Annotated in this window: 24 protein-coding genes and 1 pseudogene; 15 read left to right on the top strand and 10 right to left on the bottom strand. The window is 58.0% G+C overall.

What is annotated here, in order from left to right:
- Positions 1-56: 56 nt before the first annotated feature.
- Complete coding sequence (locus ASD52_RS05780) at positions 57-977, bottom strand: metalloregulator ArsR/SmtB family transcription factor (protein ID WP_057223694.1); 921 nt, start codon at positions 975-977, stop codon at positions 57-59.
- A gap of 388 nt (positions 978-1,365) precedes the next feature.
- Here ASD52_RS05780 and ASD52_RS05775 point away from each other — a divergent pair, with 388 nt between their 5' ends.
- From ASD52_RS05775 to ASD52_RS05740, 9 genes are all read left to right on the top strand, one after another.
- Positions 1,366-1,569 carry a hypothetical protein gene (locus ASD52_RS05775; RefSeq protein WP_057209358.1) on the top strand — a complete coding sequence of 68 codons (204 nt, stop codon included), beginning with the start codon at positions 1,366-1,368 and terminating at the stop codon, positions 1,567-1,569.
- A 361-nt stretch (positions 1,570-1,930) separates the two neighbouring features.
- Positions 1,931-3,583, top strand: coding sequence for a cytochrome-c oxidase, cbb3-type subunit I (ccoN, locus tag ASD52_RS05770; protein ID WP_057221675.1), 1,653 nt, complete (start codon positions 1,931-1,933; stop codon positions 3,581-3,583).
- Between the two features lie 4 nt (positions 3,584-3,587).
- Complete coding sequence (gene ccoO, locus ASD52_RS05765) at positions 3,588-4,340, top strand: cytochrome-c oxidase, cbb3-type subunit II (protein ID WP_057209355.1); 753 nt, start codon at positions 3,588-3,590, stop codon at positions 4,338-4,340.
- Between the two features lie 17 nt (positions 4,341-4,357).
- Positions 4,358-4,525 (top strand): CcoQ/FixQ family Cbb3-type cytochrome c oxidase assembly chaperone, encoded by a 168-nt coding sequence (locus ASD52_RS05760; protein ID WP_057209352.1) that lies wholly within the window; start codon positions 4,358-4,360, stop codon positions 4,523-4,525.
- On the top strand, positions 4,516-5,397 hold the full coding sequence (gene ccoP / locus ASD52_RS05755; RefSeq protein WP_057223557.1) for a cytochrome-c oxidase, cbb3-type subunit III: 882 nt from the start codon (positions 4,516-4,518) through the stop codon (positions 5,395-5,397). Before ASD52_RS05760 ends, ccoP begins: the two co-directional genes overlap by 10 nt.
- Entirely contained in the window at positions 5,397-5,588 is a 192-nt protein-coding gene (locus ASD52_RS40700; RefSeq protein ID WP_082571737.1) for a hypothetical protein, read from the top strand. The genes ccoP and ASD52_RS40700 overlap by 1 nt, the downstream gene beginning before the upstream one ends.
- A gap of 22 nt (positions 5,589-5,610) precedes the next feature.
- Entirely contained in the window at positions 5,611-6,417 is an 807-nt protein-coding gene (locus ASD52_RS05750) for a DUF2189 domain-containing protein (RefSeq protein WP_057223555.1), read from the top strand.
- A 2-nt stretch (positions 6,418-6,419) separates the two neighbouring features.
- Positions 6,420-8,669: a heavy metal translocating P-type ATPase gene (locus ASD52_RS05745; protein WP_057223553.1), complete on the top strand. Its 2,250-nt coding sequence runs from the start codon at positions 6,420-6,422 to the stop codon at positions 8,667-8,669.
- A gap of 186 nt (positions 8,670-8,855) precedes the next feature.
- Positions 8,856-9,155: a hypothetical protein gene (locus ASD52_RS05740; RefSeq protein WP_063991811.1), complete on the top strand. Its 300-nt coding sequence runs from the start codon at positions 8,856-8,858 to the stop codon at positions 9,153-9,155.
- A gap of 463 nt (positions 9,156-9,618) precedes the next feature.
- On the opposite strand, the gene ASD52_RS05735 is transcribed toward ASD52_RS05740, so the two are convergent.
- Positions 9,619-10,875: an arsenic transporter gene (locus tag ASD52_RS05735; RefSeq protein ID WP_057223550.1), complete on the bottom strand. Its 1,257-nt coding sequence runs from the start codon at positions 10,873-10,875 to the stop codon at positions 9,619-9,621.
- A 128-nt stretch (positions 10,876-11,003) separates the two neighbouring features.
- On the bottom strand, positions 11,004-11,453 hold the full coding sequence (locus ASD52_RS05730; protein ID WP_057223548.1) for a MerR family transcriptional regulator: 450 nt from the start codon (positions 11,451-11,453) through the stop codon (positions 11,004-11,006).
- A 78-nt stretch (positions 11,454-11,531) separates the two neighbouring features.
- Here ASD52_RS05730 and ASD52_RS05725 point away from each other — a divergent pair, with 78 nt between their 5' ends.
- Positions 11,532-12,575 (top strand): SDR family oxidoreductase, encoded by a 1,044-nt coding sequence (locus ASD52_RS05725; RefSeq protein ID WP_057218588.1) that lies wholly within the window; start codon positions 11,532-11,534, stop codon positions 12,573-12,575.
- A 369-nt stretch (positions 12,576-12,944) separates the two neighbouring features.
- On the opposite strand, the gene ASD52_RS05720 is transcribed toward ASD52_RS05725, so the two are convergent.
- The 4 genes from ASD52_RS05720 to ASD52_RS36925 all read right to left on the bottom strand — a co-directional run bounded on the left by ASD52_RS05720 (position 12,945) and on the right by ASD52_RS36925 (position 14,590).
- Complete coding sequence (locus tag ASD52_RS05720) at positions 12,945-13,226, bottom strand: hypothetical protein (RefSeq protein WP_057223546.1); 282 nt, start codon at positions 13,224-13,226, stop codon at positions 12,945-12,947.
- Between the two features lie 8 nt (positions 13,227-13,234).
- Entirely contained in the window at positions 13,235-13,534 is a 300-nt protein-coding gene (locus tag ASD52_RS05715; protein ID WP_057218591.1) for a DUF982 domain-containing protein, read from the bottom strand.
- 66 nt (positions 13,535-13,600) lie between these two features.
- A complete protein-coding gene (locus ASD52_RS05710; RefSeq protein ID WP_057218592.1) occupies positions 13,601-14,077 on the bottom strand; it encodes an Hsp20 family protein in 477 nt (158 codons plus the stop codon).
- A 240-nt stretch (positions 14,078-14,317) separates the two neighbouring features.
- Positions 14,318-14,590, bottom strand: a complete 273-nt coding sequence (locus ASD52_RS36925; RefSeq protein WP_082555694.1) for an usg protein — start codon at positions 14,588-14,590, stop codon at positions 14,318-14,320.
- Between the two features lie 275 nt (positions 14,591-14,865).
- Between ASD52_RS36925 and groES the strand changes: the two genes are divergently transcribed.
- Complete coding sequence (gene groES / locus ASD52_RS05700; protein ID WP_057218594.1) at positions 14,866-15,180, top strand: co-chaperone GroES; 315 nt, start codon at positions 14,866-14,868, stop codon at positions 15,178-15,180.
- Between the two features lie 41 nt (positions 15,181-15,221).
- Positions 15,222-16,850, top strand: a complete 1,629-nt coding sequence (gene groL, locus ASD52_RS05695) for a chaperonin GroEL (protein ID WP_057221670.1) — start codon at positions 15,222-15,224, stop codon at positions 16,848-16,850.
- Between the two features lie 443 nt (positions 16,851-17,293).
- On the opposite strand, the pseudogene ASD52_RS36915 reads toward groL, so the two are convergent.
- Positions 17,294-17,446: pseudogene (locus ASD52_RS36915) on the bottom strand (glutathione-dependent formaldehyde dehydrogenase); the annotation flags it as partial.
- A gap of 341 nt (positions 17,447-17,787) precedes the next feature.
- Positions 17,788-18,543 (bottom strand): SDR family oxidoreductase, encoded by a 756-nt coding sequence (locus ASD52_RS05690; protein ID WP_057221669.1) that lies wholly within the window; start codon positions 18,541-18,543, stop codon positions 17,788-17,790.
- An 888-nt stretch (positions 18,544-19,431) separates the two neighbouring features.
- On the opposite strand from ASD52_RS05690, the gene ASD52_RS05680 reads away from it, so the two are divergent.
- From ASD52_RS05680 to ASD52_RS05670, 3 genes are all read left to right on the top strand, one after another.
- Positions 19,432-20,259: a transporter substrate-binding domain-containing protein gene (locus ASD52_RS05680; protein ID WP_057221667.1), complete on the top strand. Its 828-nt coding sequence runs from the start codon at positions 19,432-19,434 to the stop codon at positions 20,257-20,259.
- Positions 20,260-20,320: 61 nt separating this feature from the next.
- Entirely contained in the window at positions 20,321-21,601 is a 1,281-nt protein-coding gene (locus tag ASD52_RS05675; protein WP_082555703.1) for an FAD-binding oxidoreductase, read from the top strand.
- A 22-nt stretch (positions 21,602-21,623) separates the two neighbouring features.
- Entirely contained in the window at positions 21,624-22,595 is a 972-nt protein-coding gene (locus ASD52_RS05670) for an amino acid ABC transporter permease (protein WP_057209309.1), read from the top strand.
- A 266-nt stretch (positions 22,596-22,861) separates the two neighbouring features.
- On the opposite strand, the gene ASD52_RS05665 is transcribed toward ASD52_RS05670, so the two are convergent.
- A complete protein-coding gene (locus tag ASD52_RS05665) occupies positions 22,862-23,674 on the bottom strand; it encodes a PfkB family carbohydrate kinase (protein ID WP_057218694.1) in 813 nt (270 codons plus the stop codon).
- Positions 23,675-23,709: the final 35 nt, after the last annotated feature.

Raw genomic sequence — 23,709 nt, 5'->3', positions numbered from 1 at the left:
CGGGAAGGCGCAGGCGTCAATCCGCCAATTTCGGCAACAAGCGCCCAATCGCCAAATCAGATCTTCAAACGCAGCACGATGTCTTGGTCGTAATTGCCAAAACCTCGACCGAAGATATTGATTCCACCTGGGTGTTCGGCCGTTTCCGGAACTTCAATCCGTAGACGAATTGAACGATGTTCGAGCAGGTTGAGGTTAGCGAGATTGGTGTCGGAAAAGCGCACACCATCAATGAAGGTACCATGTTCGGTGACGCGGAAGGACTTCAGTACGCCATACTGGCTGCCCCGAAGCTTCCACCAGTCGGGAGTATATTTTCCCCGGCGATCGCCAAAGTCGCCAGGCGAGGTCCACACGAAGATACTCTTGCCATTGATGGAAAGCGTGATGTCCGATGGCCAGTTGTCCGAAGTTCCCGGCACTTCGGAGGAGAGCTCTAGGATGACCTCGAGTTCCTTGACCTCCGCACCCTTGATGCGAGCATTGTTGGGAAACTGATAATCGACATATCCCTTTGAAAACCATAGTAAACCAGCCTTCATACGGTCTGGCGCGAGGAATGTGTCGGGGCTGTCGAGGTAACCGATGATGCCGTCACGGGAGCACATGCCGCAGGGCGCGTAGACCTCGTATCCGCTATAGAGACCGACTGGCATCGCAACCTCGATCAACTCCTGCGCTGTTCGGGCCGGGCTGGCAAAAGAGAGAATGATCTCCTCGTGCACGGCGTGGCAGATCTTTTGGCTGCCCTTTCGCGCCTTGGAAACCTCGGTTCGGATAAGACCCGCTTCCTCCAGTAGATTGAGATGCGTTGACGTGGTCGACTGCGGCAGCTCCAATGCCTCCGCTATTTCATTGACGTTCAGCGGTCCGCGATTGTGCAAAAGCTCCAACATCGAAAGACGCGCGGGAGCGGCAAGGCATCTCAACACGTCCTTGCCGTCTTCCGGGCTGATCATCAGAAATCGCGTACTCATATGTCCTCCGAAACGTCGCACCCGATCTGTATCAGATACCTTGATATAATCAATTGCCACAGAGCCATTCCGGAACTCGACGCCTCGCGCGTTTCCCCAGCTGAAAATTGCGTTCTCCAGGCTTTGGATGATGTGGTTGGTCAAGCCAGGGACGTGCAGTTCGATATTGAGATGCTTGCCGCCAAAGTGGGCGAGCAACACCGGCCCGCTGACCGATCCCTGCGGACAGCGCGACAGCAAATTCGCCAATTCTGCCGCAACACACACCCCAGCGCATGAGCAGGCTTACTCCCGGAAATTCTCGATTGCACCGCGCCAAATGCGGTGCATAATTATCTGCGCTGGGACAGCATGACATGTCCTCCTTACCGGTGGGGAGTTATGTGTGATGAACAAAACCGTTGGATCTCGCCAAGAGATAATAGCGCCTGAAGACTTTAGGAAAATCGAAGGTGTGTTTCGCGAATTGGTGCGTCGAAAGCGGGTTGCACTGGAAAGTGAAGAGGCTGATGCGCTCGCCGCCCGCCTTATAGGGCTGTACCAAAGCGGCATCCAAGACGCGGAGGCCCTCAGGCACCTTATGAGCTGTTAGCGGTCGTCGCCGCTCCAAAACAAGCGGGCACTGCGTAGGCCGCAACCGCTCAAGATTTCGAACCGGCCGAGCAATGAGGGCAGGATCGATAGCTCGTCTTTGATCCTGTCCGGGTCTTGGAAAGGTCCACTCCATTCAAGCCGCGAAGCGGCTTTCGACAACTCTTCATGGCCCTTGCGAGGAAAGTTCTGCTACCTTGCTAGGGCGCAACCGACTGACCACGGCTTCAGTGAACAGTAGGGTAGTTTGTTGTCACCTCTCGTGTCCCACTGACGAATATCAATTCGTTGTTTTCGCACTTGAAAAGCACTTAGCGGAAGATAGATGGTCGAACACGAGGCACCGCAGGAGGGGTCGAACCATGGGACAGTTGACGACCATCGAACGGGGGCTGGCGTCCGCCATATTAATTTTGCTCGCGATTATCGGGATCGCGATGGGAGTGGCTGGTCGAACCGACCCCCTGGGCGTTCATGGCGCAATAATCTTCTTCTACAGTGTCGCGCTCATATTCATCATCATTTCGCGTGCATTTGAGGGTGTGCCCGATCCGACCCGTATCGAGCGATACTATGATGATCCGATCAAGGCCGGTGTCGCATTCACCCTCGCCTGGGCGATCTTTGGGATGTTCATCGGTGTTTGGGCGGCCGCACAGCTCGCTTGGCCCAGTCTTAATTTCGATACGGCATGGACAAGTTTCGGCCGCATCCGTCCAGCGCATACGACGGGCGTCATTTTTGGATTTGGTGGCAATGCCTTGATCGCAACTTCATTCCACGTCGTCCAGAGAACGTCCCGCGCAAGGTTGGCCGACCAGCTCAGTCCGTGGTTCGTGCTGATGGGCTATAATCTATTCTGCATATTGGCAGTCACCGGGTATTTCATGGGGATCACCCAATCGAAAGAATATGCCGAGGCGGAATGGTATGCTGATCTCTGGCTTGTAATTGTCTGGGTGACCTACTTCATCCTGTACATCAGGACTTTGGCGCGTCGCCGTGAACCTCACATCTATGTCGCCAACTGGTACTATATGGCTTTCATCCTGGTGGTCGCTATCTTGCACATCGTCAACAACCTGACGATCCCCGTCTCACTCGGCCACGCAAAAAGCTATACAATCTGGGCAGGCGTCCAGGATTCTATGGTGCAATGGTGGTATGGGCACAACGCTGTTGCTTTCTTTTTGACTGCAGGCTTTCTGGCAATGCTTTATTACTATTTGCCGAAACGAGCCGAACGACCTATTTTTTCGTATCGCCTATCGATACTAAGCTTCTGGGGTATTACGTTCTTTTATATGTGGGCCGGATCCCATCACTTACACTACACGGCATTGCCCCATTGGGTACAAAATCTTGGCATGACATTTTCGGTCATGTTGCTCGTTCCATCATGGGCCTCAGCGGGGAACGCGCTGCTCACGCTCAACGGCGCGTGGCATAAGGTGCGGGATGACGCCACACTTCGTTTCATGATGACCGCCGCCTTTTTCTATGGGTTGTCCACCTTCGAAGGCTCGTTTCTCGCCATACGCCCGGTGAACTCCCTTTCCCATTATACCGATTGGACCGTCGGGCACGTGCATGCGGGTGCACTCGGGTGGGTGGCGCTGATCACCTACGGATCACTGTACACGCTGGTGCCCGCCATCTGGAAACGGGAACGCATGTATTCAGCCACGCTGGTCGAAGTCCACTTCTGGCTCGCTCTTGCAGGCACGCTGATCTATGTGTTTGCCATGTGGAACTCGGGCATCATCCAGGGTCTGATGTGGCGCACCTATAGTGAGGACAACAATCTTACCTACTCGTTCGTCGATTCACTTGTTGCAATGTATCCCTATTATATCGCCCGCGCCTTCGGGGGGTTCCTCTTCCTGTTGGGCGCGATCGTTGCGACCTACAATATCTGGATGACCGTTCGGGAAGCCCCTGTGGGGGGTTACGCAGGAGATGCGCCGCCCATCACGTCAATCCCACAAAACACGGCAACAGGCCCAGCGGAGTAAAGCGATGCCAGAACTGTTTCATCGCAAGCTCGAACGGACTGCAATCGGATTTGTACTGGCAATCATCGCTGCGGCAAGTGTAGGAGGCATTGTGGAGATTGCCCCCTTGTTCACGATCGACGAGACGGTCGAAACTGTGGACGATATGCGGCTTTATACGCCGCTCGAGTTAGCAGGCCGCAATATCTATGTCCGGGAAGGTTGCTACGCCTGTCACAGCCAGATGATCCGCACGCTACGCGATGAGGTTGAACGGTACGGCCCCTACTCGCTTGCAGTCGAGTCGAAATACGATCATCCAATGTTATGGGGATCTAAACGCACGGGACCCGATCTTGCCCGCATCGGTGGGAAGTATTCAGACTTCTGGCACGTCGCTCATCTAAGCAATCCTCGTGACGTTGTGCCGGAATCGAACATGCCGGCATATGCTTGGCTTGCGAGGACGCCATTGCGGATGAACGACCTTGCCGAGCACCTCCAAGCTCAGCGAGTGGTTGGCGTGCCCTACACAGACGCTATGATTGCCAATGCCTCGTCTGACGCCTACGGCCAGGCAATGCCCGACAGCACGCAATCCTCAGGCGTCTCCGAGCGATACGGGGAGAATACGACAGTCACTGCCTTCGATGGCGTTGCCACGAACGTGACCGAGATGGATGCGCTCGTGGCCTACCTCCAAGTGCTTGGCCGTCTGACCGAAGCCGCCTATGCCAACACGGCAGCGACGGAACAAGCACCCGATCCCAACGATTGAACCCGGGGAGAGCCGAAATGTTTACGCACGATACTCTGGTTGAAGCAGCCAAGAGTTGGGGCTTATTCTACCTCATCGGCTTCTCGATTTGCGTGCTTGTTTACACTTTCTGGCCGTCTAACAAGGCTCGGTTCGACCGGGCAAAACACAACATTCTCGATGAGGACGATGTGCCATGGAAGTAGACGAAATCGATCCCGTTAGCGGCCGCAAAACAACCGGGCACGAATGGAACGGCATAAAAGAACTGGACACTCCGGTACCGCGAGGGGTCCTTCTTTTCCTCATCATCACGCATATTTTCGCGCTTGTATGGTGGGTGCTGCTTCCTACATGGCCGCTTGGTTCGACCTACACCAAGGGGCTGCTGGGTATCGACCAGCGCAAAACCGTCGAAGAGAAATTGGCAAGTGCCACATCAGCCCGGGCCGCCCTGACGACACAACTTGAAACCCTATCTTTCGACGAAATCAGAGCCAACGAACGTTTGATCGCCACCGTCAGATCGATGGGGCACCAATTGTTCGGAGATAACTGTGCTGCCTGTCATGGCGTCGATGGGCGGGGTAGGAATAACTACCCAGACCTCACGGATGACGATTGGCTGTGGGGCGGCAGTCCGGAAAACATCGCTCAGACGCTCAAAGTCGGGATCAACACCCAGCATGAGGAGAGCCGGGTGGCGCAGATGCCCGCCTTTGGCCGTGACGAAATGCTGGATCGCAATCAGGTCAGGGATGTCGCATTGTATGTTCGCTCCCTCACTATTCCCGCCGCCTCCACTGCCGATAACGTCGGGCAAATGGAGCGCGGCCGCGAAGTCTTCCTCACAACGTGCGCTGCGTGCCATGGTGAGGATGCCCAAGGAAATCAGGAGGTTGGGGCACCCAACCTTACAGACCAGTATTGGGTGTATGGCGGTAGCCTTCAAAATATCATCGATACAGTTCACGGCGGACGGCAGGGCCACATGCCAACTTGGGACGAGCGGTTGACGCCCCTCGAGATCAAGGTCCTGGCTCTTTATGTGAACTCCCTTGGAGTAGAGAAGCCGTGATGACGACAAGACACCGATCAAAATCGGCCATCCTGGTTTTCTCTCTCATTGCTGCGGCATGCGCGCTCTTTGTGGGCGCGAATGCTCATTTGTTGTTTGTGGCGTACGACAGCGATCCTGGATGTGTAGCGCATCTGAAGGATGCCGGAACTGGACCGGGGCAGTTCAAGGCAGCCAAGTCATCGTGCTGATCGCGAGCTTAAGGAGAGTCATATGGTTTCGCACAACAAAACCAGGCGTCTCATTAGTGAGGTCTCGGGTATAGAAGAAACTTGGAACCCAAAATGGCAACGACACCTGCCCATAAACGCCCCGTTCACCTGGCTGGCTAAAGGCTGGCGCGACTTCTTGATCTCCCCTGCCCAAAGCCTGGCCTATGGCGTCGTCGTCTGCGCTCTTTGCAGCCTCTCGGTATGGGTATTGTTTGCAACCGGGCGCGATTACTTTCTCTTTCCAGTTGTTGCCGGTCTGATGATCATCGGACCACTTCTGGCGTCGGGTCTCTATTTGAAGAGTGCTCGCCTTGAGAGCGCGCAGCAGACCACGTTCGGTGGGATGCTTGGCGTCCGCCCGAGAGCTGGCGCTCAGGTATTTTTCACAGGATTGCTCCTTTGCATGCTCACGCTTTTGTGGATGCGAGCCGCAGTCCTGATCTATGCACTCTTTTTTGGCGTTCGCCCCTTCCCCGGCCTCCAGCACGTCGCCGAACTGCTCCTCACCACGCCGACCGGCTGGGCGATGCTAGCCGTGGGTCTATTTGTGGGGGCCTTGTTCGCAGGTTTCTCGTTTGCAATCAGCGCCTTTTCGATTCCAATGCTACTCGACCAGCAGATCGATGCCTTCACGGCGATGGGTCTCAGTGCCGCGTTGGTCTGGAACAACTTGCGTCCAATGCTGCTCTGGGGTGCGCTGATTTTGGCTCTGTTTGTGATCGCAGTGGCCACCGCGGGCATCGGGTTGATCGTCATTTTCCCGCTTCTCGGCCACGCAACCTGGCACGCGTATAAAGCGGTGAAATAGCCATGGCTTGCTGCTCGTTCGCTGATATTTGTCCAGACAAGGATGCGGTTCGTTCTCGTGGCGAGGAAATATTGCTGGCAAGCCGAGGTGTTGGAAATGGACTTCGACAGGTAACCCTTTCTACACCTGAGGTGCATTGCGCAGGTTGTATCGCAAAGATCGAACGGGCGTTGGGCGACCTCCAAGCTGTTGAATCCGCGCGCGTGAACCTGTCACGAAGACGCGTCACAGTCAGTTGGGACAGCGAAAAGGCCCAATGCCCCGATTTCATCGGGGCGTTAGCCAGGGCGGGCTATTCTGCTCACATCGTCACTGATGTGTCCGCCGATGAATCCTTGTCGTCGTTCTTGGTAGCGCTTGCGGTTGCCGGCTTTTGCTCAATGAATATCATGATCCTCTCTGTTTCGGTCTGGTCAGGGGCAGATCCAGCAACACGAAACGCATTTCACATGATTTCCGCTGGTTTGGCCCTTCCGGCTGTCTTCTACTCCGGCAGGATTTTCTATGCATCCGCATGGAGGGCGCTGCGGAGCGGACAGACCAACATGGATGTACCTATCAGTGTCGGCATCATCCTCGCTTTCATCCTCAGTTTGTACGATACCTTTACAGGCGCGCGACATGTTTATTTCGATGCCAGCGTGTCGCTCATCTTCGTCCTCCTGGCTGGCAGGACCCTGGATCAAATGATGCGGGGCAAGGTACGTTCCGCGATCGAGGATCTTCAAAAACTCATACCGATGGGCGCCAACGTCGCGCATGAGGATGGGACGTTTTCTTACACCCCACTCGAGGAAGTTCAGCCGGGAATGCGCCTGCTTGTCCGGTCAGGCGATCGCGTACCGGTCGACGCCGTTGTGCACGAGGGAGGAACCGAAATCGACTCGTCCTTAGTGTCAGGGGAAAGTCGATGGAGGTCCGTCGACGTGGGCGCAACGTTGTCAGCGGGCGTACTGAACGCTGGTAGCCCAATCCTGGTTGTTGCGACCAAAAATGCCGGCGACTCTTTTTTAGCAGAAATGGCACGCATGGTGGACGCGGCCGAGAGCGCTCGAACAAACTACAGGCGCGTGGCGGATCGCGCCGCAGCCTTGTATTCGCCGGTGGTCCACTCCATTGCCGCAATCACGCTTGCTGGCTGGTTGTACGTCTCGGGAGACCTTCACCAAGCCGTCACAACTGCGATCGCGGTTCTGATCATCACCTGCCCATGCGCACTTGGATTGGCGGTTCCCATGGTCCAGGTCGTCGCAACACGGCGGCTTTTCGAACGGGGCATCATGGTGAGGGACGGTTCTGCCCTGGAACGGGTATGCCACGCGCGCACCGTGTTGTTCGACAAGACAGGAACGCTGACGTTTGGCCTACCTCAGTTGGTCAAGGCCGAGCAAATACTTGCCGGCGCTCTTGGTATTGCAACCAGCCTTGCGCAGCTTTCAAACCATCCCGTCGCACGAGCAGTTGCCGATGCGGGTACGCGCGCGGGTTCGAAGCCGGAAGTATTCGACAGTGTAGACGAAATTCACGGTCTTGGTATCGAAGGGCGCAGGCACGGGCAGACCTACCGTTTGGGCCGAGCATCCTGGGCAACGAACCTTCCGGACTTTTCACGAGACTTCGATGGGACCGCTTCGGTGCTCACCAGAGACGATCAGATACTTGCCGTCTTCGAATTTGAGGACGTCGTCCGACCAGGAGCGTCAGAGCTGGTTCAGACACTGAGGGCGGGTGGGACCTCGCTCGGTATTGTCTCGGGAGATAATAACCGTGCCGTATCTCGCGTTGCAAACCGTCTCGGTATTGAAAGATACAGCGCGGAGCTGCTCCCGGCTGACAAGGTTGCCGCGATAAGGGCTCTCCAATCCTCATCAGATAAAGTCGTGATGGTTGGCGATGGGTTAAATGACGCCCCTGCCCTCGCCGCAGCCGATGTTTCGATCGCGCCATCAACGGCCTCGGACATTGGCCGAAACCATGCTGACTTCATATTCCTGGGCGATAATCTGTTGGCTGTGCGAGACATTATCGAGACCGCCAAACGAGCAAACGATCTTGTCCGCCAAAATTTCGGTTTCGCGGTGGCCTATAACGTCGTCAGTATTCCGTTTGCGATTGCGGGAAGCGTCACGCCGCTAGCAGCAGCCATTGCAATGTCGTTGTCGTCGGTTCTTGTCGTTTGCAATTCCATGCGGTTAGCTAGCCCGATATTTCGCTGGGAACAATGGAGCGGCCACACCGCCGTGATATCATGAGTTATCTGGTGGCTCTCATCCCCGCGGCACTCCTTATGGGCCCAGTCGGCCTGTGTGCTGACAGTTCAGCAGTTCAGCGATTTGGACGGTGCAGCGGCGCGAATCCTCTTGAACGACGGTGAGGGTCGCCGGCGATACAAGGGCGTTTCGCAAGTCGGCAATTGAAGCGGCGATAGGGAGTGGAAAATGGAGCACATGGCAGAAAACGAACATCCGCCGATTGATGACACCGCACGTTCAACAATGATCGATCCGTCGGAAACGGTGACGGGCTTCGCAATTATGCTTGGCATTGTGGGTGCCGTTTTGGGGCTGGCGGCAGGGATTTACGTGCAGGCCGCGTCCGGCCTGCTGCCTGCACTGCTGAACGCCTTCATCGCAGTTCTTGCGGGCGGTTCCGCAGGCGCGGTTACAGGTGGAACTTTGGGAGCGGTTCTGGGCGTCGTCCGGGGCCGCCGCGCACCAAAGGCCATTGAGCAACCTTGAGCCGAATGGCCATCCATAAGCCTAGGTCAGCTTGACGGAGCGGCGGCTCTTGATGCGTAGCGGCGAAGTGATGGGGCGTGATCCTCGCCCGGCTCGATCGAAAAGCCGAGATCGGCGGCAAGCAAAACACCGCCAAGCCCGGCGACACATCCTGACAGACAAGCTGGTTACTACTGCCTCAGCGACAGTCGGCGCTCTTATGAGAGTGAGGCTCCACCTGCCCCACCAGCTGACAACAATCCAGGGCGGCGCTTTCCAGGCTACGGGCAGCATGAACCCTGTCAGCGCTAAACCGTAAGGATCGAGCACAGCATTGGCCCGCACAGGGCTGTAGAGAGCCGACAGTTCGCCCAACATCAGCATCAAATCAGCCTCATGCGGCTCGCCTCTAGTCTACCCCTCGCTACCTACGAGAGGGCAGGATTGTTGCCAAGCGATCTCCAGCAAAGCCTGGCCACTTTGATCACTGGATCGCGAGGACGGCCAACGAAGCAGCGAGCGCGGGCACCATCACGACAAAGCCAGTCTTCATGAATGCCCAGGCTCCGATCTGAAGTCCCTCGCGGCGAAGCGCGGTTAGCCAAAGTATCGTCGCAAGCGATCCGGTGACGGAGAGGTTGGGGCCAAGATCGACGCCGATCAGCACCGCGCCGGCAATCTTATCGGACGCGTGTGCCAACTGAACGGCGCTTCCAGCGACAATCCCCGCGGGCAGATTGTTGACGAGATTGGACGTCAGAGCCACGACTGCGCCCGCAGCAGCTGCGGTCTGTGCCGGAGAGGCCGATGCCTGGTCGGAAAGATACTGCGCGAGATGATCAATCAGTCCTGTTCGGTTCAATGCCTCAACAACGACGAACAAGCCGGCGACCAGAGGCAGCACACTCCACGAAACATCTTTCAGCGTCTCGATAGGGCTTTTTCGCGTGATCAGCAGAACTGCGGCGGTTGCCACACAACCGGCGAGAAACGTAGGGAGACCGAGATCGAAATGCAGCGCCGATGCGCCAAGCAGTATGACGGCCGTCCCGCACAAAGCAAAACCAGCAAGCTTCGCACTGAAGGATAATGGCACGGCCTGTACATTGGACGCGACGCCATCAGCCGCAATGACCGAGCGTTGCGTCCAGTACAGTGCGAGAAATGTAACGATGATGGAGGCGAGCGAAGGCTGTGCGAAGTTGGCGAACCAACGCGATAGTGGCGGCATGTCCCCGCCGCCGAAAATCACCAGGTTGGCCGGATTGGAGATGGGAAGGACAAAGCTTGCAGCGTTGGCGATGAAAGCGCAGATAAGGAGATAGGGCATAGGGTCCCTCACCTTCGCTGCCCGGCAGGCCGCATAGACTGCAGGAGTGAGCACGACCGCTGTAGCGTCGTTCGACAGAAATACGGTCACAACAACTCCGACCGCGTAGATCAGGACAAACATGCGTTTGGGCGATCCCTTGGCGTGGGTGGTGGCGATCGAAGCCAGCCAGTCGAACAGCCCCTCCTGACGAGCGAGCTCGGAGAGCAACATCATGCCAATTAGAAACAGATAGACATCGGTACCTTTTGCAATACCAGCCCAGGCATCGGTCGGACCGATAAGCCCAAACCCAACAAGCAGAACCGCGCCGAGCATCGCCCATATTGATTCCGACCAGGCAAAGGGCCGTGTAATCACCCCGAGTGCGGTCAAGCCAGCTATGCCCCAGGTCATGGTCAATGCGTTCATCGTGTTTCCAAATTAGATTTCGGAGGCTGCAACAGCAGGAAAGAAGGGCGGTATATCCGCAATCGCTCACCGAAAAAAGGCCCGTGGAAATGCGCTGCCCTGAGTTGGGGTAGCCAACCTGTCCGGAATCAATCCGCGTCTGAAGAAGTGCAGCTGAAGCCGGAAACCGGGCGCTGGATTAGGCAAAGCGTGTCATCGGTAAATCGGGGTTCATCGCCCGGCTTGCCGCATACGACCCAGTCGCGCTTCGCCCGCAGGTAATTGGTCAGCTCGGCCAATTGGGTTGCCTTCTGCTCAAGCTTGACGAGCTGGATGTTCATGATCTCGATTTCCCGCGCCGGCGATAAACCCTCGCGTTGGAGTTCCGTAGCAATCTCCGCGATCTCCTTGAGTGGCAGACCCAGTGATTGTGCGAAACGGATCATCCGAACCGTCGAGGCGTCCCGGTCGGTGAAGATCTGATAGGGATTGCGACCACCTTTGGCACCGAGTTGCGGCGTGAGCAGACCTTTGCGGACATAAAATCGGACAGTGTCCTGGCTCAACCCTGTCCGCTGGGCGAATTCTCCGATCAGCATATTTCACCCCTCAAGCTCTTGACCATGGACCTTAGTCCAGCCTTATACGAGGTGTTCCCTCAAATATGGAACACTTTCATGCTGAACTATCCCAATAATGATTCCCATGCGCCCACTGCCTTCGTGACGGGCGCAACCGGCCTCCTTGGCAACAATCTGGTCCGCGAACTAATCGCCGACGGCTGGAGCGTGCGAGCGCTGGTTCGCTCGCCCGAAAAAGCAACATTGCAGTTTGCCGGGCTGGATTTGGAGATCATCACCGGCGACATGCTCGACGTGCGGGGTTTCGCTGACGCGCTTAAGGGCGTGGACGTGGTTTTCCACACAGCGGCCTATTTCCGCGACTCTTACAAGGGCGGGAGTCATTGGGACGCGCTCTACGCGGCCAATGTCGCGGGAACCCGTGGCTTGCTCGATCACGCTTATCGAGCCGGCGTCCGGCGCTTCGTCCATACCAGCTCGGTCGCTGTACTGCGTGGTGCGAAGGGACAGACCATAGACGAGTCCATGTTGCGGGATGAGCGGGATGCCGATGATTATTATCGCAGCAAGATCCTGGCGGACCGCGTGGTGCTCGATTTTCTCGACAAACATCCCGATTTCTGGGCGGCCATGGTGCTACCGGGTTGGATGCACGGGCCGGGGGATATCGGGCCGACCTCGGCTGGCCAGACGGTGCTGGACGTGGCGCTCGAGCGCTTGCCCGGTGTTCCACCCGGCTCCTTCTCGGTGGTCGATGCGCGCGATGTGGCGCGGGCGATGATCCTGGCTAACCGCCGGGGGCAACGGGGCGAACGTTACCTTGCCGCCGGACAGCATATGACCATGACCGATTTGTTGCCCTTGATCGCACAAGCCACCACGGCAAAGGCACCGACGCGCCGCATTCCGCTCATTTTGCTTTACCTGATCGGCGCTGGCAATGAACTCTACGCTCGGATAACTGGCAAGCCGGTCCTCTTGAGTTGGGCCATGGCGAAAACGGTGGCAGCGGAGAATGATCGCTCTCGCTATGATTGTGCGAAGAGCACACGAGAATTGGGTCTGGAGTTCCGGCCGGTGATCGAGACCCTGCGTGATGAAGTGGCTTGGTTCCGTACGCACGGCTTCCTGCCTAGCTGAAACGTTCGGTGAGAAGGCCCTCATGCGAGTCCATCGGCAAGATGGTGCCGAGGTGCAATAGCAATGCGCCGATCATTTACGCTCGCAGCCAATGGTGGTCCCGATCTACTCGAGGACCCACCCCACGCTGGCGGGCGTCACCTCTCATGTGATGGGGCATCAAAGTCGGGGACGTTTCTTCGACCGCCACCGCGTGCTCAGGTTTCGGGTTGGCCAGCACCCGACGGCACCATGGTGGCGAGGAGCGACTGCGTTTCGGCTATTCTCGGCTGTTCATCCATGTTTCTTCGACGGAGCTGAGAGCCCTGTTTCTTCGACGGAGCTGAGAGCCCTTCCTCGTCGCTACTGGCTCCCCTCCTGGAAATGCCGTCAGGTTTGGTAACGACAATCGAGTTCTGCCAAAGCGCGCTGAACCTCGTCAATAAGGACCGGTTCAGGTGTTCCTGGAATTTGACGCAGGGCCGGTTGTGAGTCTATCGCGTAATAGTCCGAAGCCCAGGCAGCGAGGATCGCGCGCTTGTCATCGACAGAAAGTGCGGGTGCCATCACAACGTCGATTGGCCGTTGAAACACCAGACCTTGCAAGGCCAGAACTGTTGGTCCTTTCGTCATCGCATCGTTGACCGCGTTTTCCAAAGTCTTGTGGATCATTGGGCCACTCAACGCACGTGCGGATCTCTATCGCGCGGCAGGCGAAACGCAACGATGGATTTGGTGTCCGGCGTCAGCACATCGTGTTTCTCTGCAAAGGCCGCGAACAAGCCACGCGCGGTCTCTGCTTCTATCTCGCCGCGAAGCGCGGCTCCACATGCCCTTAACGCAATAGAATGTGCCGTGTCTCTGAGTGACGTCGGACACTCGGAGAGATAGCGGTAGGCCTCGAGGACGCTGCGAACCTCTGCGGGAAAACCGAGGCCAACAAGAATGGATACGGGCTCTTTGAACATATCGGGTTTCATCGTCTCTCTCCTTCCTGACCCGAAGTGTCATAGGGCGCCGACGCATCGGCGCCCCCTCACAGCTTCTCAAGCAGCCTTGTCCGCTTTGATTTGTGCCGGAGCGGTTGATGGCGCCAGAGATGGTTCGCTCTGGATGGAGATTTTCCTCGGCTTCAGTGCTTCTGGGATTTCTCGAACGAGATCGATGGACAGAAGACCGTTCTTCAGATCCGCGCCAGTCACCTTGACATGGTCGGCAAGCTCAAACCGGTGTTCAAACGGGCGGCCGGCAATGCCACGATGCAGATAGCCGTCCGTGGAAGGTTCCTGCCTCTTGCCGGTCACGGTCAGCAGGTTGGACTGAAAGGTCAAGTCAAGATCGTCCTGCGCGAAGCCGGCCACTGCGATCGAAATCCGGTAGCTGTCCTCGCCGGTCTTGACGATGTCATAGGGCGGCCAGTCGCTGATCGAGCGGCCGCGCTGCGCGTCTTCCAAAAGATTGAAGATCCGATCGAAGCCGATGCTCGAGCGGAACAGCGGTGCGTAGTCGTAAGATGTTGCCATAGCCATATCCTCCTTGAGCAACATGGGTACGGAAGCGCCGAAAGACGGGGCTTCCAGCAAAGCCAGCCCTGATCGCAGCGGCTGGCGACAATTGATCTGGTTTTCGCGAATTTCGGATTCAAGAGCGATGGCTGGGAAAATTTTCGGCCTTCAGACCAGCGGTAAATCTCTCGTTTCCCGATCAAGCTCATCGATCCTCGCGAGCACATGGGCCAGGGAGTAACTAATTCCGTTGAAGCCTCAATACAATCTGAACTCGCCGTCGACGCGCCGCCATTCATTAGGCCCGATCAGACGCTGATACGAATAGCGGACAGAGTGCAGCGGACCTTCAAGATTGGGCTGCCAGAAGTCGAGGAACCTATGCAATTGCGGGAAATCGGGAGCCAAATCGTAGTCCTGCCAGACATAGGCCTGCAGGACGGATTCGAAATCGGGAATGCGATAGAGGATATGCGCAGTGGTGAGACCATAACCGTTAAGCTGGCAATCGAGATCTGATGAGAATTGCATGCTTCACCTCCGTCCATTTGACTTTGTAAGGCGGTGCCTTTGCGCCTATAGCAAAAAAGCGAAACGCGGCGCGAAGGTTTGTTGTTCCTTTCCAGTGCCTTAGCAGCCACCGAGCTCGAGTGCTATTTTTTTGCGTCTTCCTCTTGAAATCGAAAATTCGGCAAACCAGATCATTTCGCGCAAGACGCTCGATTGAGGTTTTGTACCTGACCGGACTGGTCATCCAGGCCGACTGGGGGAACACCAACATCATTGTTTGTCCATTGGAGGAAAACATGTCGTTCCGACCGCTTCATGATCGCATTCTCGTCCGCCGGGTCGATTCCGAGGAGAAAACCAAGGGCGGCATCATCATTCCCGACACCGCCAAGGAAAAGCCGCAAGAAGGCGAGGTCATCGCCGTCGGCTCAGGCGCGCGCAACGAGGCGGGCCAGATCCAGGCGCTGGATGTCCAGGCGGGTGATCGCATCTTGTTCGGCAAATGGTCCGGCACCGAGATCAAGATCAACGGCGAGGATCTGCTGATTATGAAGGAAAGCGATGTCTTGGGCGTCATCGAGCCACAGGCCGAGCAGATTAAGGCCGCCTGATCCACGTCAGTCAACAAAGCTGCCTATTGAAGGAGTGAAAAATGGCCGCGAAAGAAGTCAAATTCAACACCGATGCCCGTGACCGTATGCTGCGCGGGGTCGATTTGCTTGCTAATGCCGTGAAGGTGACACTGGGACCGAAGGGTCGCAATGTCGTGATCGACAAATCCTTCGGCGCCCCCCGCATTACCAAGGATGGTGTTACGGTCGCCAAGGAGATCGAGCTTGAGGACAAGTTCGAGAACATGGGCGCCCAGATGCTGCGCGAAGTGGCATCCAAGACGAATGATCTCGCTGGGGACGGTACGACGACCGCGACCGTCCTTGCCCAGGCGATCGTGAAGGAAGGCGCGAAGGCCGTGGCCTCGGGGATGAACCCGATGGACCTAAAGCGCGGTGTCGACGTGGCCGTCGACGCGGTCGTCAAGGAACTGAAGACCAACGCCCGCAAGATTTCTAACAACTCCGAGATCGCTCAGGTGGGCACCATTTCAGCCAACGGCGACGAGGAAATCGGCCGGTACCTCGCTGAGGCAATGGAAAAGGTTGGGAACGAGGGCGTCATCACCGTCGAGGAAGCCAAGACAGCGGAAACCGAGCTTGAAGTCGTCGAAGGCATGCAGTTCGACCGTGGCTATCTCAGCCCATATTTCGTTACCAATGCCGACAAGATGCGCGTTGAGTTCGAGGACCCCTATATCCTCATCCATGAGAAGAAGCTCTCGAACCTGCAGTCGATGCTTCCGGTTCTCGAAGCTGTCGTTCAGGGCGGGAAACCGCTCCTGATCATTGCTGAGGACGTCGAAGGCGAAGCTCTTGCCACGCTTGTCGTGAACAAACTGCGTGGCGGGCTCAAGATCGCTGCCGTCAAGGCACCCGGTTTCGGCGATCGCCGCAAGGCCATGCTGGAAGACATCGCCATCCTCACCGGCGGCACGGTCATCTCCGAAGACGTCGGCATCAAGCTCGAGAACGTCACTCTCGAAATGCTCGGACGCGCCAAGAAGGTGGCGATCGAAAAAGAGAATACCACCATTATCGATGGTGTCGGTTCGAAGACGGAAATTGACGGTCGCGTGGCCCAGATCCGGGCGCAAATTGAGGAGACCACCTCCGATTACGATCGGGAAAAACTGCAGGAACGCCTTGCCAAGCTTGCCGGCGGCGTCGCTGTCATCCGCGTTGGCGGCTCCACCGAAGTTGAGGTGAAGGAAAAGAAGGATCGGGTCGACGACGCTCTGCACGCGACGCGGGCTGCGGTCGAGGAAGGTATCCTGCCCGGTGGCGGCGTCGCGCTGCTGCGCGCGGTGAAGGCGCTCGATAGCCTGCAGACAGCCAACCGGGACCAGAGGGTCGGCGTCGACATCGTTCGCCGCGCAATTGAGGCCCCCGTCCGCCAAATTGCAGAGAACGCCGGTGCGGAAGGCTCTGTGATCGTTGGCAAGCTGCGCGAAAAGAGCGAGTTCTCCTATGGCTGGAATGCTCAGACCGGTGAATATGGCGACCTTTACTCCCAAGGGGTCATTGATCCGGCGAAGGTCGTCCGGACCGCGCTTCAAGACGCAGCATCTGTCGCGGGTCTGCTGGTGACGACGGAAGCCATGATCGCTGAAAAACCGAAGAAGGAACCCGCCCCGGCCGTGCCTGCTGGTCCTGGGATGGAATTCTAATTCTTAAGGCCCGCCCCGACCGGCGGGCCCTGTCCAGAGTGTGCCACGCCCCAGGCGGTTCTTACCATCAAAGCAGAGGTGCGTTCGTGTGCGAGCGCACCTCATGGATGACAACAGGACACCCGAGTCTGGATCTGGGACTCCAGCCGAGGCGATTTAGACCGCCGAGTGTTGACGATCACCGCCGGCGTTGGGTCCGAGCGTTTCGTCCGCGTCCGATAACATGCCAGCATCTCGGCAGGCATCAATGAACGCTTCTCGCGTTATCGGGACTGGCGTTATTCGGCTTAGAGCACGTCGGCGCGTTTGAACCGCTCGATTGTGTTTTCTCCCCGTAACCTTACTGTTCCTCGGGACAGGACGATCGACGATCACGGTCGAGGTGGCTTTAGCGCAGGCTTTCTTGCGCGTTCTGCCAAGTGCGACCGCCATGGTCTTTGGCTTTAGGGCTTAAGGACCACCTTGATGCAGCCGTCCTGCTTGTCGCGGAAAGTCTTGTGGAGGTCAGGTCCCTTTTCCAAGGACGCTCGGTGGGTGATGATGAAGGAGGGATCGATCTCACCCTTTACGATGCGCTCCATCAACAGCGGCAGGAACCCTCCATAAATCCCCACGATGCCTGGCGCTACATGCCAAGGGGGCGCCGGCCGCCGAAAACCGGGCGTTCGAGATCAAATTGGTTGGATATAGCCTTATAGTGCTTGTCCAGCCAGGCCGGGTGCGCAATCTGAGGCGCGATGGACGGCTGTACACATCCATTCAGGAAAGAACGCGTTGTGCTGCAAGCCAGCCTTTGCCACTGAAACCACCTGTACCGCGATGACCAGTGGCGGGGAGCTCCGCCCCGCTCTGCCAAATTCATGCGTGAGCTGCTACAAACGCGCTAGCTGGATCAAGCTAGCGAAAAAGCCGAGATTGTCGCGCCCGGGCGTCGGCCTCACAACGAGGCTGTAATACCGCCGTCGACGTAGAGCACGTGGCCGTTGACAAAGGAGGAAGCGTCCGAAGACAAAAAGATGCAGGCGCCGACGAGTTCCTCGACCTTGCCCCAGCGACCGGCCGGCGTGCGCTTTTCCAGCCAGGCGGAAAAGGTCGGATCCGCGACGAGTGCGGCGTTCAGCGGCGTGTCGAAATAGCCCGGTGCGATCGCGTTGCATTGCAGACCGTACTTCGCCCAGTCGGCCGTCATGCCCTTGGTCAGGTTACCGACCGCGCCCTTGGTGGCCGTATAGGGTGCAATGCCAGGGCGAGCGAGCGCTGTCTGCACGCTGGCGATGTTGATGATCTTGCCGGAACCGCGCTTTATCATGTGGCGGGCAACCGCCTGACCGACGTTGAAGACCGTCGAAACATTCGTCTTCAGGAGCCGCTCGAATGCATCGGCCGGAAAATCCTCCAGCGGCATGCGGTGCTGCATTCCGGCATTGTTGACGAGGATGTCGATTGCGCCGACCTGCGCCTCGAAGGTGTCAATGGCCATCCGCACTGCATCATGATCCGTGGCGTCGAAGGCTAGTGTATGCCTTGCCCCGAGGCTTTCGGCGGCAGCCTTCAGCTTTTCCTCGTCGCGTCCATTGAGAATGATCTCGGCGCCTGCCGCTGCCAGCCCGTTTGCCAGCGCATGGCCGATGCCCTGCGAGGAGCCCGTAATGAGGGCGCGTTTGCCTGACAGGTCGAAGAGTTGGATGCTCATGGTTCCTCCCAAATCGTTTGGTCGCTTCGCATATCCGCTAAAATCGATCTGCGCCTTCCTCGCCCTTTTCCGAGCCAATATTGAAAGCCTTGAGCGCATCCGACAGTGGCAGAGTATGGGTGATTAGCGGTTTGACGTCGATCAGGCCACTCTGCATCAGCTTTACAGCAACGGCGCGCGCCTAGATGCGCGGAAACGGCACGGCCGAGCTTCGGCAGCCATTTCGGTCGCGCCCGTCCTTGGTATCCCACGAGATCGCCTCTAACGGTGGCGCTTGCTCACTTGGCATTCCACAGGCCCAATCGAGCTCGCTTGATAGTCACACTTGTGCACGCTCTGGCAAAGCAGGGTTTGAGTCGCGGCGCGCAGGTTTCGCTCTGCATGGGCCTTGGATCACGACGCGGATCACTTCTTGGCGGAAAAGCCGGCGCAAGGCCAATGCCAAGACACCGATCAGAACGGATAATGATCGAAGGCTTACCGCAGCGAGAGATCAGAGATGAATTGCCGGTTCAAGTGAGCGCCATCCTGGCCTCGTCGTGATGTCGCACCTCCCGTTCGGCCTCACCAGGTGTTTGACGAGCGCATCCAGGATGCGACGAAATTGGAGATTGATTTCCTTGATCTTGGATCTCCTCGGAGACCGCGCTTTCGCGTTCATCGGCCCCAAATGGCAAAAGCGACCGTCACGGTCAAAGCTGTGGGACGATTTCGAATGCTGCTTCTTTAGGTTGCCACTCATCACGAAAAGATATGATTCCATCTGAACCTTTCATGATTTCGTCTGCTCGACGGCCTTGACTCGGGAATATAAGCACTGACACATTCGGTTGTCAGACATCTTACATAACAGGGGATCATGGCTGACGGATCGAATAGGAGGATCATGTGAGGAAGCTCTTTGTACGATTGGCCGTAGGCGCCGCATTTATCGCCGCGGCCGCGTCTGCCCATGCCGGGCAGACGCTCGACCGCGTTATGGAAAAAAAGGCGATGGTCGTCGCCACCAACAGCGGCTGGCCGCCCCAGAGTTATCTGGACGACAGCAACGAGATGGTCGGCTTCGATATCGACGTCTCCCGGGAAATCGCCAAGCGCCTCGGCGTCGAAGTTAGCTTCGAGACACCGGACTGGGCGACGCTGACCGGCGGCCGCTGGCAAGGACGCTACGATCTCGGCGTCGGTTCTGTAACGCCGACCAAAGCGCGCGCACAGGTCATCGATTTCGTCGGCATCTACTACTACAGCCCCTATGTCTATGTCGTGCACAAGGACAGTGAGGCGAAGTCCGTTGCCGACCTCAACGGCAAAGTCATCGGCGTCGAGACCGCGACGACGTCGGAAGACTTCATCAACCGCCGACTGGAAATCGACGCGCCTGGCCTGCCGCCGATCGAATACAAACTGGAGCCGGGCGAAGTGCGAACCTTTGCCGATTCCATGCTGCCGTTCGACGATCTTCGCCTTGGCAGCGGCGTGCGCCTCGACGCAGTCATCGCGCCTGAGCAGACGGCCCTCAATGCCATCAAGAATGGCTATCCGCTCCGCAGCCTGGAAGGTGAATATGCCTTCCGCGAGCCGCTCGTCGTAATCGCCGAAAAAGTCGATCCGGAGTGGACGGCAAAGGTCGGCAGCATCATTGAGGAGATGAAGAAGGACGGCACTCTCAGCACGTTGACCACCAAGTGGTACGGCAAGGACTACAGCACGGACTGACGACATGGCGGCGTGGGTCGATCTGTCTCACGCCGCACCAAGCATCTGGGAGCCGGACAGCATGACCTATCCTGATACCTACTATAAACGCACCATGGTAGATCTGACAGCGCGTCCTTCGCTGTCGAGCTCGCACGATTGCGACGTCGTGATCGTCGGCGGCGGCCTCGCGGGGCTGTCGACGGCCCTGCAACTGGCGCGAGCCGGCAAAAGTGTTACGGTTCTGGAAGCCGAAAGCGTTGGTTACGGCGCATCCGGCCGAAACGGCGGCTTCGTCAGCCCGGGCTATGCAACCGACGGCGACGAAATCACGCGTATCGCCGGTGAAGAAGCAGCCCGTAGCCTCCATCTGCTGTCGATCGAAGGCATGGAGTTCATCCGCGAAAACATCCGCGACCTATCGATCGATGACGCTCAACCGCAACCCGGCCTGATGAGCGTGCTGCGCTACGACAATGCTGCAAGCCTAAAGACCTATGCGGAAAACACCAGCCGGCGCTACGGCTACGAACTCGAATTCATGGATCGCGAAGCGGTCCGCGCGGCCCTCAAGTCAGACCGGTATTTCCAGGCATTGCGCAACGACAATGCGTTCCACATGCACCCGCTGAACTATCTGCGCGCCATCGCCCGCGAGATCGAACGCCTTGGCGGCCGCATCTGCGAAATGTCCGCGGTACAATCCGTGGACCTTGCAGGCGCCCAGAAGCGGGTGAAAACGGCAGGTGGACACGTGACCGCCCGCGATGTCGTCTTCACGACAGGTGGTTACACCGGATCGCTCAATGGAAAATTGAAGCGCTCCTTCCTGCCGATCGCAACCTACGTCATGGTCAGCGAGGATGCACCGGATCTTATCGCCTCGGCGATCGCAACGAAGGATGCCATCGGCGACAATCGGCGCGCGGGCGACTACTACCGCGTGATCGATGGCGGCCGGCGCCTCTTGTGGGGCGGTCGCATCACCACCCGTGCAGCCTCGAGCGACGCGCTCGTGCGCGAACTGCGCGCCGAAATGGTCGGCACCTATCCGCAACTCGCCGGGTTGAAGACCGAAATTGCCTGGTCCGGCCTGATGTCCTACGCCCGCCATTTGATGCCCCAGATCGGGCGCATGAGCCCCGGCGTGTGGTATTGCACTGCCTTCGGCGGGCACGGCCTCAACACGACGGCGATCGGCGGCAAGGTCATCGCCGAAGGCATTCTCGGTGAGACCGAACGCTACAAGCTCTATGAACCGTTCGGCCTCGTCTGGGCGGGCGGGCTTGCCGGGCTTGCCGTCGCCCAGCTCACTTATTGGAAGCTCCAGGCACAGGATTGGTGGCGCGAGCGCGCCGCCTGAGAAGACGGGAAAGGTCTAAACCATGATCGGTCGATTGATACTAATCTATCCCGAGGCCTCGCGCCGTGCCGGAGCGCTGCTGATCCTCACCCTGGTGGTCCTTGCGCTCTATATGCTCGGTGTCAGCTCCGCCTGGATCGGCCATGTCTTGCCCGCCACGGCCGGTTGGCTTGGCGAAAACCCCACGATGGGACGGCTGGCTTCGTCTCTCCTGATCGCGCTCATCGTTGCCGCCAACTGGAAGGCATTGCGTCAGCTGTCACGGCGCCAGCAGGTGGTCGGCGTCTGGCTTGAGCTTTTCGTTCTTCTGATGCTCTTCTTCTACTCGTTCGATCTGTCCTTCGCGTTCATCGCCAAGAAGATCGGCTTTCTCATTTCACAGGGCGTGGTGACGACGCTCTACATTTCCGCGATCTCCATCGTGATCGCGACGGTCATCGCGTTGGCGGGCGCAATCGCCAAGTTGTCCAGCAACGGTGTCATCTACGGCCTCGCCACCTTCTACACCTCGCTGTTTCGCGGCCTGCCGCTGCTGATGCAGATCTACATCATCTATCTCGGCCTGCCACAGGTCGGCTATGTGATCGGCGCGGTGCCTGCCGGCATCCTGGCGCTTTCGCTGTGCTACGGCGCCTACATGACGGAAATTTTCCGCGCCGGCATCCAGAGCATTTCACGCGGCCAAACGGAAGGCGCCACCGCGCTCGGGCTCAGCCCCAACCAGACCCTGGCGCTCGTAATCCTGCCGCAGGCGATGCGTGTCATCATTCCTCCGACCGGAAACCAGTTCATCGCCATGCTGAAGGACTCCTCACTCGTCTCCGTCGTCGGCGTCTGGGAAATCATGTATCTCGCCCGCACCCAGGGCCAGACGGAGTTCCGTCACATCGAGATGCTGATCACCGCTTCGATGATCTATTGGATCCTTTCGATCGGCCTGGAATACGCCCAGTCTCGCATCGAGGAACGTTTCGGCCGCTTCAATGCCCGTTGATGCGCCCGCCCACGACCCGCGGCGGCGCATCCATCGTGCCGCCGAACAGCCGTGGACCTTCTTGTTGTTGCCCTCGCGATCTTCTCCGCCCACTGGTGCCATCTTGAAGGTCATGGCATGGGGGGTTGCCGGCGCCTAAGGCGACCTTTCTTGTAACCGCGGCCGCCCTCGTGGCACTGTAGATCCAGTCTTTCGCAACCGGCCGAAGGCTGCGGCTGTTACCGCGACAGCCTGGGCTCGCCGTCTGACATGCATCGCCCGCCCCGTCAGAGCGGCTGCGGCACCTGCGGAAAACCGCCAACATGCATGCAGGTCATTGCGGCCCGATCGCGCCCGGCCGCAAGGCAATCAGGCAGCGGCAGACTTGCAATACGGGCTGCGAGAAAGCCGGCAATGAAGCTGTCGCCGGCACCGGTCGTGTCGACCACCTCGACCGGCCGGATGCCGATCGAAACAGTTTGTCTTCCATCGCTGACCAGGGCTCCCTTGCTGCCTCGGGTAACGACAGCGAGCGGCACGCCGCATTCCAGCAGGCGGCGCAGCAAGTCTTTGGCCGTTGCGTCGTCGTCGCCGGCGGAACCAAAGGCGATCGTCAGACCTTCGATTCCCAGATTGACCGGATCGGCATTGACGGACACATCCTGGGACACACTGACACCGGCATCGGCGAGCGTGCGACGCAGAACGCCTTCATCGTCCATCCAGCCGAGATGCACGTGATCCATGGTCTTGAGGACGGCAATTTCGTCCGCGTCCGGCTTGTAGCCGGCGCAGACGCCGAAATCCTCGAAAGTGAAGACACGCTCCCCGGAGGGAAGCACGTCTATCTCCGTGTAGGCGGTGATGCCGAAACGTTCCTGCATGTGGGTTACGTCGACACCGTTTTCAGCCAGGAGATGCCGCGTTCGCTGTCCGGCCGGATCCGAACCGACTGCGCCGAAATAGTGCGAGCCGTGGCCGAGCCGGGCGAGCTGTACCGCAACGTTAACAGCGTTGCCGCCAACCAGCGATTGCGAAAGCGGAGGCTGGAACCGGTCTATGCAATTGTCGCCGACGGCGGCGAAGCGGAGGGTTTTCATGCGTATCTCGGGATAGGACGCGGAAGCCGCGAACG

Origin of the sequence: Ensifer sp. Root142 (assembly GCF_001426785.1) — a bacterium.
GTDB classification, from domain to species: domain Bacteria; phylum Pseudomonadota; class Alphaproteobacteria; order Rhizobiales; family Rhizobiaceae; genus Ensifer; species Ensifer canadensis.
The sequence above is the reverse complement of the archived record's forward strand: the minus strand, read 5'-3'. Positions and strand labels throughout refer to the sequence as shown.

Bases quoted from the DNA above. Each gene is read 5' to 3' on its own strand.
- ASD52_RS05730 (WP_057223548.1), bottom strand. From the start codon at position 11,453: ATGCTGATCGGAGAATTCGCCCAGCGGACAGGGTTGAGCCAGGACACT.
- ASD52_RS05725 (WP_057218588.1), top strand. From the start codon at position 11,532: ATGCTGAACTATCCCAATAATGATTCCCATGCGCCCACTGCCTTCGTG.
- ASD52_RS40700 (WP_082571737.1), top strand. From the start codon at position 5,397: ATGACGACAAGACACCGATCAAAATCGGCCATCCTGGTTTTCTCTCTC.
- ASD52_RS36925 (WP_082555694.1), bottom strand. From the start codon at position 14,590: ATGCAATTCTCATCAGATCTCGATTGCCAGCTTAACGGTTATGGTCTC.
- ASD52_RS05690 (WP_057221669.1), bottom strand. From the start codon at position 18,543: ATGAGCATCCAACTCTTCGACCTGTCAGGCAAACGCGCCCTCATTACG.
- ASD52_RS05735 (WP_057223550.1), bottom strand. From the start codon at position 10,875: ATGAACGCATTGACCATGACCTGGGGCATAGCTGGCTTGACCGCACTC.
- ccoP (WP_057223557.1), top strand. From the start codon at position 4,516: ATGGAAGTAGACGAAATCGATCCCGTTAGCGGCCGCAAAACAACCGGG.
- ASD52_RS05715 (WP_057218591.1), bottom strand. From the start codon at position 13,534: ATGAAACCCGATATGTTCAAAGAGCCCGTATCCATTCTTGTTGGCCTC.
- groL (WP_057221670.1), top strand. From the start codon at position 15,222: ATGGCCGCGAAAGAAGTCAAATTCAACACCGATGCCCGTGACCGTATG.
- ASD52_RS05665 (WP_057218694.1), bottom strand. From the start codon at position 23,674: ATGAAAACCCTCCGCTTCGCCGCCGTCGGCGACAATTGCATAGACCGG.
- ASD52_RS05760 (WP_057209352.1), top strand. From the start codon at position 4,358: ATGTTTACGCACGATACTCTGGTTGAAGCAGCCAAGAGTTGGGGCTTA.
- groES (WP_057218594.1), top strand. From the start codon at position 14,866: ATGTCGTTCCGACCGCTTCATGATCGCATTCTCGTCCGCCGGGTCGAT.
- ASD52_RS05750 (WP_057223555.1), top strand. From the start codon at position 5,611: ATGGTTTCGCACAACAAAACCAGGCGTCTCATTAGTGAGGTCTCGGGT.
- ccoO (WP_057209355.1), top strand. From the start codon at position 3,588: ATGCCAGAACTGTTTCATCGCAAGCTCGAACGGACTGCAATCGGATTT.
- ccoN (WP_057221675.1), top strand. From the start codon at position 1,931: ATGGGACAGTTGACGACCATCGAACGGGGGCTGGCGTCCGCCATATTA.
- ASD52_RS05775 (WP_057209358.1), top strand. From the start codon at position 1,366: ATGAACAAAACCGTTGGATCTCGCCAAGAGATAATAGCGCCTGAAGAC.
- ASD52_RS05670 (WP_057209309.1), top strand. From the start codon at position 21,624: ATGATCGGTCGATTGATACTAATCTATCCCGAGGCCTCGCGCCGTGCC.
- ASD52_RS05745 (WP_057223553.1), top strand. From the start codon at position 6,420: ATGGCTTGCTGCTCGTTCGCTGATATTTGTCCAGACAAGGATGCGGTT.
- ASD52_RS05740 (WP_063991811.1), top strand. From the start codon at position 8,856: ATGGAGCACATGGCAGAAAACGAACATCCGCCGATTGATGACACCGCA.
- ASD52_RS05675 (WP_082555703.1), top strand. From the start codon at position 20,321: ATGACCTATCCTGATACCTACTATAAACGCACCATGGTAGATCTGACA.
- ASD52_RS05710 (WP_057218592.1), bottom strand. From the start codon at position 14,077: ATGGCAACATCTTACGACTACGCACCGCTGTTCCGCTCGAGCATCGGC.
- ASD52_RS05720 (WP_057223546.1), bottom strand. From the start codon at position 13,226: ATGATCCACAAGACTTTGGAAAACGCGGTCAACGATGCGATGACGAAA.
- ASD52_RS05780 (WP_057223694.1), bottom strand. From the start codon at position 977: ATGAGTACGCGATTTCTGATGATCAGCCCGGAAGACGGCAAGGACGTG.